Source organism: Niabella sp. CPT15-335-S11 (assembly GCF_058792415.1).
The window spans coordinates 1-17,325 of record NZ_JBYTEI010000003.1; the positions used below are offsets into that span (position 1 = coordinate 1).

General features: G+C 45.0%; 12 protein-coding genes. 6 read left to right on the forward strand and 6 right to left on the reverse strand.

Translation table 11 applies throughout. From position 1 onward, the window contains the following. From AC3WS5_RS11130 to AC3WS5_RS11140, 3 genes are all read right to left on the reverse strand, one after another. A partial coding sequence (locus AC3WS5_RS11130) for a DVUA0089 family protein (RefSeq protein WP_492467454.1) occupies nucleotides 1-2,887 on the reverse strand: 2,887 nt, incomplete at its 3' end. A gap of 55 nt (nucleotides 2,888-2,942) precedes the next feature. After that, the gene (locus AC3WS5_RS11135) at nucleotides 2,943-3,284 is read right to left on the reverse strand and encodes a hypothetical protein (protein ID WP_492467455.1); all 342 of its coding nucleotides are present in this window, start codon (nucleotides 3,282-3,284) and stop codon (nucleotides 2,943-2,945) included. An 86-nt stretch (nucleotides 3,285-3,370) separates the two neighbouring features. Continuing rightward, on the reverse strand, nucleotides 3,371-6,355 hold the full coding sequence (locus tag AC3WS5_RS11140; protein ID WP_492467456.1) for an RHS repeat domain-containing protein: 2,985 nt from the start codon (nucleotides 6,353-6,355) through the stop codon (nucleotides 3,371-3,373). 337 nt (nucleotides 6,356-6,692) lie between these two features. Between AC3WS5_RS11140 and AC3WS5_RS11145 the strand changes: the two genes are divergently transcribed. From AC3WS5_RS11145 to AC3WS5_RS11170, 6 genes are all read left to right on the forward strand, one after another. Next, nucleotides 6,693-6,923, forward strand: a complete 231-nt coding sequence (locus AC3WS5_RS11145) for a response regulator transcription factor (RefSeq protein WP_492467770.1) — start codon at nucleotides 6,693-6,695, stop codon at nucleotides 6,921-6,923. A 95-nt stretch (nucleotides 6,924-7,018) separates the two neighbouring features. Then, nucleotides 7,019-7,549: a toxin-antitoxin system YwqK family antitoxin gene (locus AC3WS5_RS11150; RefSeq protein ID WP_492467457.1), complete on the forward strand. Its 531-nt coding sequence runs from the start codon at nucleotides 7,019-7,021 to the stop codon at nucleotides 7,547-7,549. A gap of 8 nt (nucleotides 7,550-7,557) precedes the next feature. Then, the gene (locus AC3WS5_RS11155; protein WP_492467458.1) at nucleotides 7,558-8,838 is read left to right on the forward strand and encodes a hypothetical protein; all 1,281 of its coding nucleotides are present in this window, start codon (nucleotides 7,558-7,560) and stop codon (nucleotides 8,836-8,838) included. Continuing rightward, a complete protein-coding gene (locus tag AC3WS5_RS11160; RefSeq protein WP_492467459.1) occupies nucleotides 8,820-9,221 on the forward strand; it encodes a hypothetical protein in 402 nt (133 codons plus the stop codon). The genes AC3WS5_RS11155 and AC3WS5_RS11160 overlap by 19 nt, the downstream gene beginning before the upstream one ends. Next, complete coding sequence (locus AC3WS5_RS11165) at nucleotides 9,218-9,733, forward strand: PulJ/GspJ family protein (RefSeq protein ID WP_492467460.1); 516 nt, start codon at nucleotides 9,218-9,220, stop codon at nucleotides 9,731-9,733. The genes AC3WS5_RS11160 and AC3WS5_RS11165 overlap by 4 nt, the downstream gene beginning before the upstream one ends. Continuing rightward, the gene (locus tag AC3WS5_RS11170; protein ID WP_492467461.1) at nucleotides 9,730-10,905 is read left to right on the forward strand and encodes a type II secretion system F family protein; all 1,176 of its coding nucleotides are present in this window, start codon (nucleotides 9,730-9,732) and stop codon (nucleotides 10,903-10,905) included. Before AC3WS5_RS11165 ends, AC3WS5_RS11170 begins: the two co-directional genes overlap by 4 nt. Nucleotides 10,906-10,954: 49 nt before the next feature. Here AC3WS5_RS11170 and AC3WS5_RS11175 read toward each other — a convergent pair whose 3' ends face one another. The 3 genes from AC3WS5_RS11175 to AC3WS5_RS11185 all read right to left on the reverse strand — a co-directional run bounded on the left by AC3WS5_RS11175 (nucleotide 10,955) and on the right by AC3WS5_RS11185 (nucleotide 17,316). Continuing rightward, nucleotides 10,955-13,699, reverse strand: coding sequence for a glycoside hydrolase family 2 TIM barrel-domain containing protein (locus tag AC3WS5_RS11175; protein WP_492467462.1), 2,745 nt, complete (start codon nucleotides 13,697-13,699; stop codon nucleotides 10,955-10,957). 336 nt (nucleotides 13,700-14,035) lie between these two features. Further along, on the reverse strand, nucleotides 14,036-15,394 hold the full coding sequence (locus AC3WS5_RS11180) for a glucoamylase family protein (RefSeq protein WP_492467463.1): 1,359 nt from the start codon (nucleotides 15,392-15,394) through the stop codon (nucleotides 14,036-14,038). 38 nt (nucleotides 15,395-15,432) lie between these two features. Then, nucleotides 15,433-17,316 carry a RagB/SusD family nutrient uptake outer membrane protein gene (locus tag AC3WS5_RS11185; RefSeq protein ID WP_492467464.1) on the reverse strand — a complete coding sequence of 628 codons (1,884 nt, stop codon included), beginning with the start codon at nucleotides 17,314-17,316 and terminating at the stop codon, nucleotides 15,433-15,435. Nucleotides 17,317-17,325: the final 9 nt, after the last annotated feature.

Here is a 17,325-nt window from a genome sequence, read left to right on the forward strand (position 1 = left end):
TGTTCACCGTTTCAGTAAGTCTGCCTAGCGCATCGTAGGTGTTTTTGGTGATCGTAATAATCGTATAGGCCCCGGCCTGCACTTTGTTTTGTGTGGTCACATGCACCAGTGGCTGCCCGATCCAGCTATACTGCGTAGTGGAGATATCAAGCCCGCCTGTGTGGTTGTAGCTTTTTAACTGTACCGGGCGGCCTTTATCGTCATAAAGCGTAAGCGTGTATATATAATCCGCGGTACCCAGTTTCTTTATTCTCGTACCCGTTACCATTCCTTTGATCCTGTCATCTTTGGCAGGTTGCTGCGCATAGGGGTAAGTGGTGTTGGATGCGGGTAGCAGGTGAATGTTGTGCAGCGGATCAAAGTTTGCATGTAGGCCTGAAGGTACGCTCCACCGTACATCGGTAACCCAACTGTAATCATCATACCAGGTTGTTGTCAGTTCTTCTGTGGTACCTACTAAATTATCCGTATATGTTGTACTTGCACTGGCTGCGGTGCGGATATTGTCAAAGCTGTATGTATTTACATCCGGTACCTGCCACTTACCAGTAACGATGGGGCGATTAAGCTCATCATAGCGCGTGTATAACCAACCGCCCTGGCCGCGCTGGTTACCATCCTGGGTGAGCACCAACCGGTCTCTTTTATCGTATACCATATATACTTCTGACGCTCCGGGTACTTGTTTTTTGATCATACGCCGCCGGCTATCATACTCGTAGCGAAAGCATTGCTCTGCAAGTATCGCTGGTGTAAGCTGCCAGATGCTACTCTGGTTCATGGCTTTTACGCCTTCAGGCTGTATCACACACCTGAGATTACCCAGTTCATCATAAATATAGTAGGTGCACATCCAGCCTGTATGGCCGCTGCCATTGATGCTGTCTTCCAATGGTGCGGTGAGCTGCACTTTCTTTAACACGACTTTCCCTTCCTTGTCTTTAAACTCGATGACCTGCTTGTTATGTTCATCCTGCGTTACGTTCTTGTACAGTTCCCCGGCAGGGTAGGTTCTTGTGGTGGCATAGCTGCCCCATTGCCCGGAAGTGGGATTATCGGTCGCCTCCCAGATCCTCACGTTGTCGCCCGTACCGTTGATGCGGTATTTGGTTTTGATGCCGTGGCGGCCGTCTTCGGTTGTGGAGATCGCTGTTTCCGCCCAGTTTTTTCCAGGTGCATAGCTCTCCAGCACCCTGTTAAGCGGGGAAGCTTCAAAAACGGTCAAACTGTAAAACTTGCTCTCGCCCTGTCCTGACAGGTGCGGGGCTGTGCTGTAATAATTTCCCTGTTGGGTTATGGCGTCGGGCTTATACTGGCCGATCACTTCGGCGCTGACGTAGGGAAGATACTTTTTTGCCTCCCGGCCAAACTCATCATATTCCACGGGTGTTACCAGGTCTTTGAACGCCTGTGTTTCTGTGTTCAGGGAACCCTGCCTTACAACGGTTTGTTCCAGCCTGCCCAGGCCGTCAAAGTACTGCGCTACATGGCTGACGTCCTGTGCCGATTTACCAAGCAGTTCATAGGGGATGGCAGTGGGGTATTTAGCTTTCCATACCTTGATGAAGTTTTTGTTTTCAACAACGCCTGGCGGCGGCGTCGGTGTCTGGGTTTTTACCACCGTGGTCACTGATAGTACCAGGTCGCCGCTATTGGTATAATATCCCTCTGTTACAATATAATAAGTGCCCGCAGCCACTTTTGTCTTGATAGAAGATGTAACGCCTGTGCATAACGGGCCGCTGTCATCATTGCTCTGTATAATAGAGCCGCTGCTATTGAGCAGGTGCAGGTAGGTATCAAAAGAAGACCCGCACAGCGAGATGTCAAGATCGGCGCTGTCCTGTACCGTCAGCCTGTAATAAATATCATCGCTGGGCTGGCCTATATCGTTCTGGTAACCGTTGGTGATACTATTATTTTTGGTATCATTGTATGTATATGTTCCGCTGCTGTAGTTGCCGATGACGATCGCGTTGCTCATGTTTACACCTTCTGTAGCCTGGGTGATGGTGACTGTACCCGATACACTTAAATTATAAGTGCCGCTGCTTGTCCCGTATCCCTCCACAACTATATAATAGGTGCCCGCCTGAAGGTTATTGGCTTGCAGGGAAGCATTGTTGCTGGGGTTACATGAAGGGCCATTATCGTCATTAGACATAACAAGACCACCATTGGCATCGAGTAGATACAGGTAAGTATCAAAGCCACTGCCACAGGTAGATACCGTGACGCTAGCCGTACTACCAACCGTAAACTTGTAAAACACATCATCGCTTGGTTGGCCGTAATAATTACCATAACCGTTCACTGTGGCATTACTGCGGCTGTCCGTGTAAGTAAAAGGACCTCCGTTATAGGTGCCCATAGCGATCGCGTTGGAAGTATTCACACCCTCACTTGCTGTTCCACTGCCTCCGGACACCGAAAGAGATGCTTCCAGGTTTAAATACCCCGTGTTGTATCCTAATCCTTCAATAACAATGTAATACGTGCCTGCACTTATTAAGGAGTAGATTGTACTGGAAGTGCCACCAATATTATCTGAGTTATAATTTATCTGAGAACCATATGAATTCAATAAATAAATAACTCCCCCCGTACTGGCATTTAGTGTTAAATACGCAGTGGTCTCGCCATAAACAGTAAAACGGTAAAAGATATCCTCACTCGGCTCCCCATAGTAATCATTACCGTAACCCATATTGTATTTTCCATCTGAAAAGGTGTAGGTGCCCGCGCTGTATGTCCCCATGTCAATGGGATAGCTCATCGTGGCGCCTGCCATCTGGGTATACCCCGGGGTGGAAAGAATAAATAACAGGAACGATAACAGCAAAAACTGCGGCCGCGGTTTGTGGCGAATGGATATATCAATTTGCATATCCGGAAATTATTTTGATTGTAAAGGTTGGTTTGTAGTCGCTTGCAGTTTCAATTTATTGTGCCAGTTGTCTTTTCTTTAACCGGTATTCTTTATACTGCTCCTTAGTCAATACCCCCTGGTACAGCTCATCACGCGTGCGCTCCAGTCTTCCGTAAGCGAGCCGTTGGCCCACACTGTCTTTGAACTGCTGCGGCACCCTGGCGCGTTCCTGCTCCAGCTTCCTGTCTATATGGTAGAGTTTAGCCGTCTTACTCCGCTCTAGGCCAAACATCTTGCCCACCCGGTCGGAATGGACCAAGGCTTTGTCGGCACTGCTGGTAAAGGGTGCTGAGCCTTGCTGGCTAAAACCACGCTGGGCAATCATTAACAATAGAAAGATTATTATATAACGCATGGAATGAGGTTTTTGAGTTTGAACTTTTAAAAGGTCTGCAGTTTTTTTAATTACATTGCGATTTTTGCGCTGATTGACTTTATCTATTACAGGCAGTCCACCTGTTGGCCCTGGTAGTTATAACATATCTTCGTTAACACCTTGCCCTGGTCGTCCTTTACCAGCTTTAATCGCCCAAACCCGTCGTACTCGTAATAAATCGTCCTGCCTGAAGCATCGGTCTCGGAAGTCATGCCGATGAGGGGCTTATAAGTGTAGGCGAAAACCTGCACTGACGGGTTATTGGAAAACCAGGTTCGAAGGTTACCGGTCAGCGCCCGCAATTGCGCATCCACCTGTTCGCCTGTCAGAGTAGTAGAGTTGGTGATATTACCGATTTGTGTTGTATCAATATGCTGCAACACCGTGGCTAAATCACTGCCTACCACCTTAACAACAGGATACTGACCCATATATCCCCATAAATACACTTCCTTCACATCGTCGAATTTCTGTTGTTCTAATATGTTACCCCGAGTGTCATAATGGTTGAAAAGAAAAGTAGTTGATAGACCGGACTCCCCTTTGTTTTGCTCCTGCAAATTTTGTGGGACATAGATCCCTGGTTGTGGGTTAAAATAGTTGGTCTTAAAAAGTTTGACAAAACTCCCGTCGATACTATCCGCCTTTTCGAGAATCACTCCCGTCATATTCTTTTCTGTAACCATATTATTAAATGGTCCGGTATAAAAATCATTCGAATACTTCAGCCTTTGAATTGACACCTTGCCATCGCTCCTGTTTGTTATCATTTTATAAGGCAGTGCGTTCCCCGTATTATATTCCGAATAGGCCGTTGTTGAAGTGACCTGTTTTCCGTCACTCGTAAACTGAGTTATAGACTCATCGTTCTTTACATAAATTGCAGACTCTATAGGGCGGTCAACAAACTCCCATACTCCCTCAATACCACGATAATCAATATCTCTAAGATATTCCTCCTCGTGAAACGTCCCAGTTCCATCTAATACCAGCGTATAGCCTGAGGGAGTCCAATTCTTATAGAACCATATCGTTTTGTACCTCCTCAACGGAACCTGAGGAATAACTCTATAATTCAGTGTCTTATAAGATGTACTCTTCCGTTGCTGCAAAACAAAGGAGCCTGAATTATAACCGAAAACGTTTTGTTCCAATAACTTGCTTTTTGTCCAGTCTTTAATAACTCCGTATCTGCCCGATGCAAAATTGGAACCATAGGTATAACCCGGGTCCATATACTTGAAGATTGTCTTACCATTGGGAACTCCGCTGCTATCAACCTGATACTCAGCAACTTCCCGATAGAATACGGGTAAACTATACATTTCACTCATATAGTCGACCGGAAATGGACTATAGGTCTTTACAATGTAATCAACATTTCCATCAACTTCTGACCGGGCCTGATAAAGCTGCTGTCTGCTGTAGTCTTCAGGGAAGGGAACAAACGACAGGGTTCCTACGCCGTCCTCTCCTATTCCGTATTTTATAATTTTTGTTATTTTATTTCCAGCCAAATCTGTTGACGATATTTCTTTGATCCTCAAGCCGGGGCCAAATTCATTTGTCAGTGAAATACCGTTGTAAAACTTGTTATTTTCGTAAATAAACTCGGTAGATCCACCGGCGGGATACCTTATCTTCTTGAGCATACCATTGAGTTTGACAAGTTCATTCGCATCCTTGCAACCGTTACAACCGGAGTAAAAATTAGGATCAGTTGAAATTGCCGGCGGCCTACTTCCGCCGCTATTGCTGTAACCCCACCAATCGCTGTTATTTGTAAACTCAAGATCGTGATTGAGAGTCGTGAAAGGAAGTGGATTCTCATAATATTCAAAATTATACACCTCAGCGATTTGCCCTCCTGAGTCGTAAAATTTGACAGAAGTTAAAGAAATACCATTGTTATTGGAAAGATCCGTTCCACCAATCGTATTCGCGTAAGAGAATTCGATCCTTTTAACTAAGACCTGACTCGAGTTAAATACGCTGATCGAGTTAATTTTTCTGGTCAAATTGTCGTAAGTGAACGACACTCTACCCTCTGGGAATTGAATACTCGTAAGAAGACACACATGATAATTTCTTGACGTTGTAATAAAATCACTTTGCACGGCACCGCCACCATCCTGAATCGGAAACCCAGGAGGAGTCCACCCCCCAATACCAATTCTCATCTTAGCTTCATAGACAGTAAATCCGACCGTATTTGGTTTAATTGCAGAACCACTATGCGTATAAACCCGCTCGTAACTGTACTTAATGGTGTCAAACGATGCAGTAACAATTTCTTTTAAATACAATGCGGTCCAAAACCGATCAACAGACGAAATATCTGAAACCTTCATATCTGCTTCTTCAACAGCGTTTAAATCGTCACCAAAAGTATATTTGTTGCCTTTATCATCCAAAACATCATATATTGCTGACCCGGACCCAGCCGCTGCCGGAAACCGAAGTGTTGTATAAGTCAGTGGGACAACTTTCTCATCTCTGTCTTTAATAAACTTTCCCGATTCTCCGTGAATACTATAAGTGAAAATGTCATTTTCACCATCCCAATATGTACCCGGATTTATGTATCTTGACATTCGATCTGTTATAGCTGGATCCGCTGCGATTATCTTTGAATATAAATCGCGAAACTGGTTATTATATTCGGTGCTGCTTCGATTGACATTTAACAGGTCAAATTTGCTCATCTCAAATCTCTTAGGCCCACACAATTCGTCGGGCCATCCCCTTATCTGTCTTGAAATGTAACTTAAGTTTGAAAATGCCCATCCAACACCAAGAGGCGAGAAATCCAACTTAGCCATCCGGCCCCGTGCGTTAAAACTCATTGACCAAGGGATAGTAAAGTCTTTCATCTTAATCTCAAACAACGGAATTGAAATATTTGCAGTCCCTGTCGAATAGTCGAGTGGGAAGTCGATAAACTTATTCAATGTACTGGTCACCGGCGAACTAGGCACAATGGTATTATATTGCCCATTTAAAATCGAGAAACTTAATAAACTGGCAGTCACAATCAACATTTTTCGCATGATCAAATAATTTAATCTCTAAAAATTAGGTCTCCGCAACATCAAAGTCAGTCCACAAAAACACCTATTCATTATCACTATTGACTTTATCAGGCTCGCAGGCTTTAACATCTCTCACACTTCTGCCCGCAGCAATCACAGGATTCGCACTATTTTTTTTTCATAATTACCAACTTTCTCACAGCCGCAAAAAAACTACGTCACATAAAACTACAATGCTACTCAATCCCATCACACAAAATATCACCATATTTTTAAAAAATTATACTTTAGTATAAAAAATACCGTTGCAGGAAATGTCAGATTTATTAGCAGGGAGCCGAACAGGCGTTTTAAGCTGGATCTTAAAACTGATGGTTGGGTTGAATCAAAGAGAGTCGCTCTCAATCAGCGAGAAAAAGAAATTTTGGCACACTCTGCCCAGGAGTTAACGATGGGAAAGATTGCTTCGAAAATGTTCATTTCTCCTGATACGATCAAGTTTCACAAGAAGAACCTATTTGCCGAATTGCACGTGAAAAGTATTTCGGAGGCAATCATGAAATCGATGGAGCTTTCATTGCTCTGAAAGTTTAGTTTGTTGAGACGGACTCCTGCCTCATGGGAGTCCTTTTATGCATATTCAGTGCATTTATTTCCTACCTTTAGCTTATAATTGTCTGTATGTATAGCCCTCGTATTTTGTGCCTGCTCATAATTTTCTTCGTCTTTAATAGCGTATCAGCCCAGTTCAACAGTGATCGCAGGCGTATTGATTCTGCAGAACGGTCTTATGTTTTTCAAGTTACAGACAAAAGCACCTGGACCCATACGAAGTCCTTTTATTATTGGTTCAAGTCGGGTCGCATTCACAGAACGCAGGGTAGTTACTATGGTGACCTGTTACACGGCAATTATAAAGTAGTAAGTCCCAATAGGCATTTGCTGGAAGAAGGGCAATTTCGCAAAGGTGTTAAGACGGGCAGATGGCGGACGTGGCATGAAAATGGATACTTAAAAACAGTTATAAAACCCAAATTAATTCTCCCCGGTAAATCATACAGAGAGTACGACGATGAGGGGAACATCATCAAATCCGGAAGCATGCGTAAAGATTTGTTTACTGGTTATGTCTGTGAGAGGAAAGGTGATAGCGTTCAGACGGTCAGGTATAACAAGGGGAAACCTATCGCAGAATTATCTAAAGAAAAATAAAGCTTGCAGTGCGCATACTTTTTTTCAAGCTTAAGGCTAGTTCGCTTGTTACCACATTAATACTTTCACTGGTATTACTGATCACAGCATCTTTGCTTTTGCTTTCCGTTTACTATTTCAAGTATTTTAAAACAAAGGAAGACATTGGCGTGAGGCTTCAGGACGACATTTTCTCCGCACAGGAATTTATTTTAAGTGATACGCTGATCAGCAAGGAGGTATTTGCAGATAGTATCAACCTTTTTAAGGGTCAGCCGGACTCCCTTTATTACACGCAGGAGCTTTGGGGCTGCATTCCCCTGGCTGGAATGAAAATGGTATATAAAGGGCGATCGAAAAGTGTTGCAATGTTTTACGGGGCGTCAGCTCATCCTTACCGTGACGCCTGCCTGTATGTCACAGATTATAACAGGCCGCTTTCAGTATCCGGGGATACGTATATTGAAGGCAAAGCCTATCTTCCCAAATCGGGGTTGCGCAGCGGCTTTTTTGGGCAGCAGGGCTTTTCACGTAAAAACCTAATTGAAGGCGAAATAGCCACAAGCGGTAAAACCCTACCACCGTTAAATCCTGCACTATTAGAAAAAGTAAAATATTTTGAAAGCCTTATTACAGACACGTTGCAAAAGTTTGAACGTCTGCCTGAGGATTCTTTATACAATCCCTTTTCTTTACCCACGCGTTTTATAAGGCTAAACAAACTGGGGCTGATCGGCGATAGAAAGATCGCAGGCAAATTTATTTTGGTAAGCGATTCTGTTATAGAAGTAAGCCCTGGCGCCCGAATTGCAGATGTGGTTTTGGTGGCCCCTTATATCCGAATCAGACGGGGCTTCAAAGGGGCTGTTCAGGCTTTTGCCCTGGATAGTGTTACTATCGAAGCACAGTGCCATTTATATTACCCTTCGGTTATTGCCGGAATTGGCAGGAACAGCGTGTCGGGAAGTGTGGGCGCCAGCATCAACCTGAAAGAAAATGCCGTGTTGGAAGGACTCGTATTGGGGATGATGCCTGAACAGACCTCCAATATAAAGCCGGTGGTGAAGGTTGGAAAAAATGCTGTGGTAAAAGGCATGGTGTATAATACTGGGTTCACCTACCTGAGTGGGAAGGTGGAAGGGTCGGTGTTCACAGATTTCTTTTTTGAGCAACGCGGGCCTATGAGTATGGAAAATATTTTGATAGACGCCACAATTGTGCAAAGCAAATGGTTTACGATGGGCAACCATTTTTCTATCTTCACGCAAGCCGATCGGCCTAAAGTAATAAAATGGCTCTCTCAAAACTAAAATATAAAATGCCGGCCTTCTCTTTGGTAGAAGCGATCGTGGCGATGGTGATATTGCTTACGATATTTTTTATTGGCATTTATTTTTTTGCTGCGGTAAATCAGCATGGCTTTAACGTGCAGGAAATGACCGTAAGCAACACGCTGGATGAATATGTGACTGCAAGTAAACTGGAAAACAATTTTTCAACCGAACGTAAGGAGCTGAACGGATGGCAGGTAAGCCGCACCAGCGAACCTTACGAAGATGTTGACAGTATGCTGCAGATACATTTTGTGATCTATAAAAAAGACAGCACGGCTTTACCTTATAAACAGAGGACTTTACTGGTACGGGTGCAGTCCCAAAGTATTACAACAACAATCACTACTGTTCCTCAATGAAAAAACGCTTTGCATACAAGACTAAAACTGTTGCCGCCTTCACGTTGCCTGAAGTAGTGGTGAGTATGTTTTTGATGGCGATTCTCTTTACGGTTGGTACTTTTATTTATATGATCATATCCCAACAGTTCCGCGTATCAGCTGAAAAAAATAGATTTTATTCTGACTACTATGTTACACAAAAAGTAATGCGCAGCGATATGGAAAAGGCTTTCACGGCAACCATTACTGATGACAACACAGTTGTCACCTTACAAATGAGGCGTGATGCCGCTGCTGCGGAAACTATTTTATATAAAATGGACAGCGCCTATATTTTGCGTGTACAGGGAGAAAGGGCAGATACCCTGTTGCCGGGTGGCATTATTGCAGCTTATAAAACTTTAAACGATAGTATACCTTTAGTAAATTATGTGAAAATTGAACACCGGTACGGGCAAAAACCATTTTTTACTTATCTTGAAAAAAAATACGCGGCCGAGCAGATACTTACCTATAACCTCCAACCATGAATGGGCCTATTGACATAAAATCATTGCATAGATTATCTATACCTTCAAAAGATGAAACGGTGGCCGAACAGCCGGAACCGGCTTCCTTTATAAAGCAGGTGGAGAACATTATGTCAAAAGACATTACGCTTTTTGGAAGGCCGTTTTCTGATAAAATAAAAGAGTCTTTTTACCTGGAGTTAGGCAGCCTGATGGAAGCGGGGCTTGATATACGCAGTTCGCTGGAACTCATACGCGATGAACAAAACAAGAAAACGCCCAAGGCCATTTTAACTGAAATCGTGGAAAAGATAATTAACGGCAGCAGTCTTTCGGCCGCCATGAAGCAAAATAAAAACTTTACGCCTTACGAATATTTTACCATTGAAATTGGTGAAGAAACGGGCAAGCTGGTTACGGTATTAAAAAAACTTTCAGAATATTATAAAAGCAAGATAAAACAGCGCCGGCAAATTATTGGTGCGCTAACTTACCCGCTCATTGTACTCTCTGTGGCATTCCTCTCCGTGTCTTTTATGATGAATTATGTGGTACCGATGTTTGCGGATGTGTTTAAGCGCTTTGGCGGGGAACTACCTTTTTTAACACGGCAGATACTATTCGTATCAGAATTTATGCAGGTATGGGCAGGAAGGCTTTTATTACTGATAGCAGCGCTGGCAATTTTTCTTTACGTGAACCGGCACAAGTATTGGTATAAGAAATACCGCGACCTTTCACTTTTGAAAACGCCTTTGGTGAAAAACATTGTTTCTAAAATCTATTTATCCCGCTTTTCCTCTACCATGCAGTTGTTATTGGGTGCTAAAGTGCCGCTGGTACAGGCATTGGAGCTGAGCAAACAGGTGATGGGCTTTTACCCGTTGGAGCAGGCATTGCTGCAAATGGAAGAAGATATTTTACGCGGTGTGCCGCTGCACCAAAGCATGGCGGGTAAAAAAATATTTCCCTCTAAAATGGTGGCGCTGGTGAAGGTGGGCGAAGAGGTGAACCAACTCGAACTATTTTTTAAAACCCTTTACGAACGTTACAGCGAGGAACTGGACTACCAAACCACGCAATTAAGTAAGTTTGTGGAGCCGCTTATCATCATTATACTTGGCCTGGTAGTGGGTGTTGTACTGGTGGCGATGTACCTGCCTATGTTTAATATGGGCAATACGATACAGTAACGGCATTAAACATCGAAGTATACATTTGTTGCCCAATGCGCAAAGTATCCTACCTGATCTGCTGCAGCCTTATACCACTTAAGATGGTCTTGCCAACAACCGGTTTGAAGACTACTTCAATACCACCGCCATTTGCAGACTTTGCGACGGTCTCAAACTCAACCGCCCGCAAATTCCCGTAATCACGGGCCAGGTTTAGCTGATCTATCACCGGAATATTATTTACACTTACGCTGAACTGACGGGCACCCGTTGCCGCCGATGCCGAATCTTTTCCGGACAAATCGTAAATCCGGTCTTCGCCAGATGTCGCAGGGTTTCCTTCAACAAAACACAAGGTAATTCGATAAACCCCGTCTTTTACATCAAAGCGATACTTTTCAATGCCCTCTACAAAAGTCTGGTAGAGCGCGTTTGAATTCGTTCCGAGTATATTTTGTGAAATCCCAACCTTGAACTGACGGTCATTCTTTTCCCTAATCGCACCGCCAATCCGCCCCCAGCTTCCGGGGGCATATACACGGTCGGGAAGCCAGACCACCCGCGTATCCGGTGAAATGAACGACTGATAAGATCCTACATTAACGGCCAGATCAACCCTGTCCAAAGTTTTCAGGTTGGAAGGAACAACACGGAAATCAATGCTGACCAGATCCCTACTACCCCTGTCGTCTGTGGCTTCAAGCAAATTGACGCCATTGGTAAAGGGTACCTTGAAACTGACCATATTCACTTCTGGCTCTTTCACGCCAAGACTCCGGCCATTCAGTTTAAGCTCTACCCGCCTGCCGTTGGAAAATACGTTGATCAGGTTCTCGGACACACCGCCGGATGTTTCATAGCCTTCACGCTTTGTGTAATTATGGGCTGCAATGGACAAAACGGGGGTGGTCAGCAAATGAGCTTTGAAAAGCGATGCTGCATCTTTTTCTCGTCGGTCATATCCAACGATCCCTTTTTTATTAATGAATGGTGTAGATTCCGTGCGGTTTTTTGCCCCGAAATCAGCAAAATTCCATATAGCATAACCGGCCAGAAATTTCAATGCATCCATTTGCCTGAGCGAAGAATGATAAAATTTAACCTGGTACTCCTGCGAGAAATCCCAGGAGCGGGGAATGGTCGTATGATTGTGAAAGTCTGCATCAGCGCCGATCTCCGAAACGATAATAGGCCGATCCGGGAACCGCTGGTGCTCACTTTTCAGAAAACGGGTCAGATCCTCCAGCTCCTCATAATACCATCCGAAATAAAGATTGTAACCGAGCACGTCTGCGATTGTGGAGACCTTGTACTTGTTATAACCTTCATCATAATGAATCGCCATGACCGTATTCCGGTATGGCGCCTCCCGCTTGGTAAGCGCTTCCAGTTTCAACGCCAGATTCCGGGTATCTTCCGCTATCCGGCTTCGCTCCTCTTCACTCAGGCGACTGTTCGATAGCATCCGGATCAGGATCTCATTCATATATCCATATAATATCACCGATGGGTGATTATAAGTCTGCCGGATCTGCTCCCGCATCATCTGCAGGCAATTATTGGTGAACGCTTCGGAGGGCGTGACTTCATTGACCACCGGAATTTCCGACCACACTAGAAGACCCAGCTCATCACAGGTGCGATAAACCTCCGGCGCTTGTGGGTAATGGGCCAGACGGACAAAATTGAACCCCATCGATTTGATCATCGTATAATCATTCCGGTGGTAATCGTCCGTTAACGCGTTGCCCATGCCTTTGAAGTCCTGATGCCGGTTGGCGCCTTTTAACGGATATTTTTTCCCATTGAGATAAAAGCCATCACCGCTAAAACGGAACCATCGCATACCAACGGGAATTGCGGTCTCATCCAGTACAGAAGCGTTTTTCCCGGCTTCAGTAACAGAGACCTCCACACGATATAGGTAAGGCGTTTCGGGCGACCACAACTGCGGCCGGTCGATAGCCGCCTGAAGATTGAACCCGGTTTTGGAAGCACTACCCAACCTGAGCGACTGTCGTTTTTCTATCACCAGCTTTCCTGTCTTGTCCAGGACACGCGCATTGACCCATACTGTTTTCACGCTGTTCCCTTGATTCACCACATCGCCGCGAACTACCAGGTTGGCAACTTGCTCGCTCACCCGGGGCGTTTCGACAAATACCCCTTCCGAAGCGCAGTTCTGAACGTCGAAGTGAACCAAATCCAACGCCAATAGCTTTACATTGCGATAGATTCCGCCATAAAAAGTAAAATCAGCATTCAGAGGCGGAATATCTTTATTATGACTATTATCTAATTTGACCTTGATGATATTGCCTTCATCAAATATCAAGAATTTAGTAATATTAAAATTAAATGCAGTATATCCACCGGTGTGCGTCCCCACAAGATTATTATTCACATAAACTTCGGCATACTGATTGGCTCCTTCAAAATGCAGGATAATATCCCTGCCTTTCCAGCTTTGATTAGGACGCAACGGGTAGGCGTACCAGCCAACACCCCGGTAATAGCCCGGCGACTCATCAAACGCATCTAAACGATTCCAGGTGTGGGGCAAATTGATCCGGGTCCACTCGGTTGAGTTGAAGTTTTCATTTTGAAGGGCCAGGTCCCCCTTACAAAAATACCATCCACTGTTAATAACGAGCTCCGCACGCGGAGACGCGTGAACGTTCCCGATACAAAGGACGAAGATCGCAGCGATGATAACACATCTCATCCCTGTACTCATGTTTATATCATTCACCGGTCTTTTGAGGAAGCGGCAAATATATTTACCTGTCAAATAAGTTATATTCAATTGCATTTTATCAAAGGGTATTTTTTGACACTGACCTTAAGCAACGCCCCGTCTCTTAGTCAGAACATCGCGGATTTATTGAAATATTTTGTAACCTGCCCCGGAGAATACTCGTTGTACCTTTATTGGTTCAAAAAAAGCCAGCATATTTCATGCCTGTATGATCCCCCGGGAACCACCTTCTTTTCAATGACCAATAAAAGTCATATTAAAGGTACAAAGCATCAGGGTTCAAAAAACGTTCAATACGTCGATTATTTCGATGGTGTTACATTTCCTTAATATATCCGAACCTTCACTGAGACAGTGAGTCAGCCGAATACAAAATTCTTAGGCGACTAATCACTTATCCGGTGTGAATCTCAGTTTATTGAGCCCGGTTTTAATTTCAGGCGCGCTCATGAAAAGATTCCAGATAAGACCGGTGCGGTAATTCTCGATCATGGGTACCACGGCGCACTGGTTGTTGCCGAGGTAGTTGCGAATGACGCGATCTTCATTGGTCACGTAAGCATCATAAAATCCATAAGGGCCCCATAACCTGTCGCCTAATTCATAATAAAAGTATTTAAGCGCCGGCATCACCGCTTCAGGTGCAAAGGGCATCGCAGCCAATGTGCCTGAAGGTGTAATAACGCCCAGATCATTCTTTGTATTGTGTGCTTTATACCCGGTCACGGAATACCCCGCAGAAAATCCCCAGCAGTTGGCCCCATATTTACTAAAACCTTTAGGGTTGGCGATGCAATAGGCTTGCTGGATCTTTGCATGAGCTGCATTTACTTTAAAATAATTGATACCGAGCTCATCTTTGAGTCCCCGCGGATTAAACCCTACATAGGAGAAGGCTGTCCAGAAGATGGGACCCACAAAAGGCTTCCCGGTATTGTGAACAACGACCGGCGAAATTCCGTAAAGCGTTGTATCGCTTTTCATTTCACCGTTGCGTGCCCATCCTTCGTAATAAGCTTCCCTGGGAACCGGGAATGTGGAAGAGGAAGCGCCCAGCAGATAGACCGCGAGGCATTCGTTGTATCCTTTCAGCGGGAAATTCTTTTCCCATCCGAAATCGGGAGACCAATGCCAGTAGACTACATTTTCTTTATTCTTTTGATACCAGCTCCATTCCATGCCTTTCCATAATAAATCAAACTTCGCGGCCAGTTTTCTTTCCTGCTTATTTCCTTTTAGCAAATATTGGCGCGCACTCAGAATGCCCTGTGCCAGGAAAGAGCTCTCTACCACATCACCGCCATTATCTTTACTGGTCGGATTGGCGAAGGGAATGGCCTTGGCTGTCCGGTCATCGATCCAATGCGACCAGATCCCATGGAAACGGTCGGCACGCTCCAGGAAGGCTGCGATCTTTGCCAACCGGGCCACGCCTTCTTTCCTGGAAATAAAACCACGTTCAATACCCACGATCACACCCGCGATACCAAAACCGGAGCTACCCACTGTAATGGTGTTTTTATCCTTTTCCGGATCATCATCCAGCATTCTCACACGTGACAGGCCGGAATTTGGAAGCGCCGCATCCCAGATATATTTAAAATACTGTTTTTGAACATATGTTAAAAATTCATCATCATTAGCAAACGATAATTTTCGGTTCTTACCCACACTGTCCATTGTTACCGATGCCATACAGGAGCCAACCAGCAAAACACCGAGAACAAACATTGCACTTTTCTTAAACATAATTTTATTTTTTACATTTTACACAAACTCCGATAGCGTTAATTGCCGTCCAGCGGAGCCACATTCTTTTCGTATCCGATGTATCCAAAGTTTTGATTCAGTTGCGCCTTCGTGTTGTCATTGATAGCGCTTTCCGGAACCGGCCAGAAAACATGAAACGGGCTCATTTCATACACCAGCACATTGGTACCACCATCGCCATAGGCAAAATGCCGGGGCTGACCAGAAGCGACATTAAAAAAAATATTATTCGTCCTGGACATTCTGTCGTAATACCAGTTCTTTTGTGACAGGGTAGCCAACGAATATCCTTCCTGTTGCAGTTTTGCTTTTGTAAAGGCCACACGGACCAATTCATTGCGGCGGAATTCTTCGAGGAATAGTTCCCTGGCGCGTTCGTCAAATACATCATCCAGGGTTGCAGCGCCGCTCATCGGCCGGGCGCCGGCTCTGGTGCGGATCACATTAACATCAACCGCAGCTTCGGCTCCTCTACCGAGCCATACCAGGGCTTCTGCCCGCATCAGGTAAGCTTCAGCCAGCCTGAAAATATACCAGTCCTGAAAGCCTCCCAGCATGTTATAATCACCAGGTGCACGCTTTTCAGTGTCCACCACTATTTTATTATACGGGATATCATCCCAGCAACGGATTGTATCGCTGCAATTGGCCTTAATGAGTTTCTTTCCATAAAGCGAAGAACTTTTTACGTTATAGACCAACGAGTCCATGGGATACCAATTTGGAGCGCTGTGACGCATATCGTTGACAAAATCGCTACCTGCCCAAAGCCCGTTGGTAAAATACCAGGTCTTTTTCTGTGCACCGATACCCCTGCCCGTCCAAAGAATCTGGAGGTTCTGTTTAACATCGGAAGAAATCGTGTAGGGTCCCGGGCCGCCGGTAGCTCCGTCGATGGTTGATCTGGTACCGATTCCGTTTAGACGCAAACCCGACTGAACAGTCTGGGGCCTGTCATACTGACCGTTATACCATTCCACCAAAAACTCACGCATCCGTTCTCCACCACCGCCACCACCTGGCGTTGTAGATCCGCCACCGGCATAGGGATCGTCCAGCACGACCAGGATCTGTTCCGTATTTGCGGGATTGGATGGATTATATTTATAAAACAGATCGGTCATGATGTTGGGATTGGGAATCTTCGGATTTGTGGTGCCCACCAACGCACCAAAACGCGATCTCATCAAAGAGAGGCCGGGCGAGTTTATGACAGCCGTGGACGTTTCCAGCGCCTTATCGAATTGCCCGTCCATCAGGTAGAACTTTGTCAGGACCATATAACCGGCTGCCCGGTTCACTTCGCCGGGAGGAGCGCTTACCGGCAGGTACTGTACGGCATCACTCAATAAGCTGATCATTTTTGTGATGATCCGTTGTTTTGTGGACGTCTGGAAGTCGAGCTTCGGATAAGCAACTTCTTCCGTTACTAAAGGTACATCACCGTAAGTAGTGATCAGGCGATAATACCAATATCCCAGAAAAAACTCACCATAGGCCCGGATCTGATCCTGCTGTTCCTTTGTGCCTTTCAGTTGGGCAGACCGCGTATTCAACATCGCCGCCCGCGAAATCTCTTTGTACGCGTTGTCCCAGAAATCTTTGACCTTACTTCCGATAGAAGGAACCAGTTGTGTGTTCCAGTTACGGGGAGAGCCATTCACTAACACGGCAAGGTCTGATCCTTCAAAGGCCCACTTCATGTTCGAGTTCCGCCCCATAACTTCGGGACGCAGATTCTTACACATTTGTGCGACCAGTGCCTTACTCCCCTGAAAGGTGCTATAGGCATTGTCTGGCGTCAGGTCTGATGGATTTTCAGGCTTCAGCCAGCTTTTAGTGCAGGATGCTGAAAGCAGCACGAAAAACAGAACCGATATATATAAATATGTCTTTTTCATAAATATAAA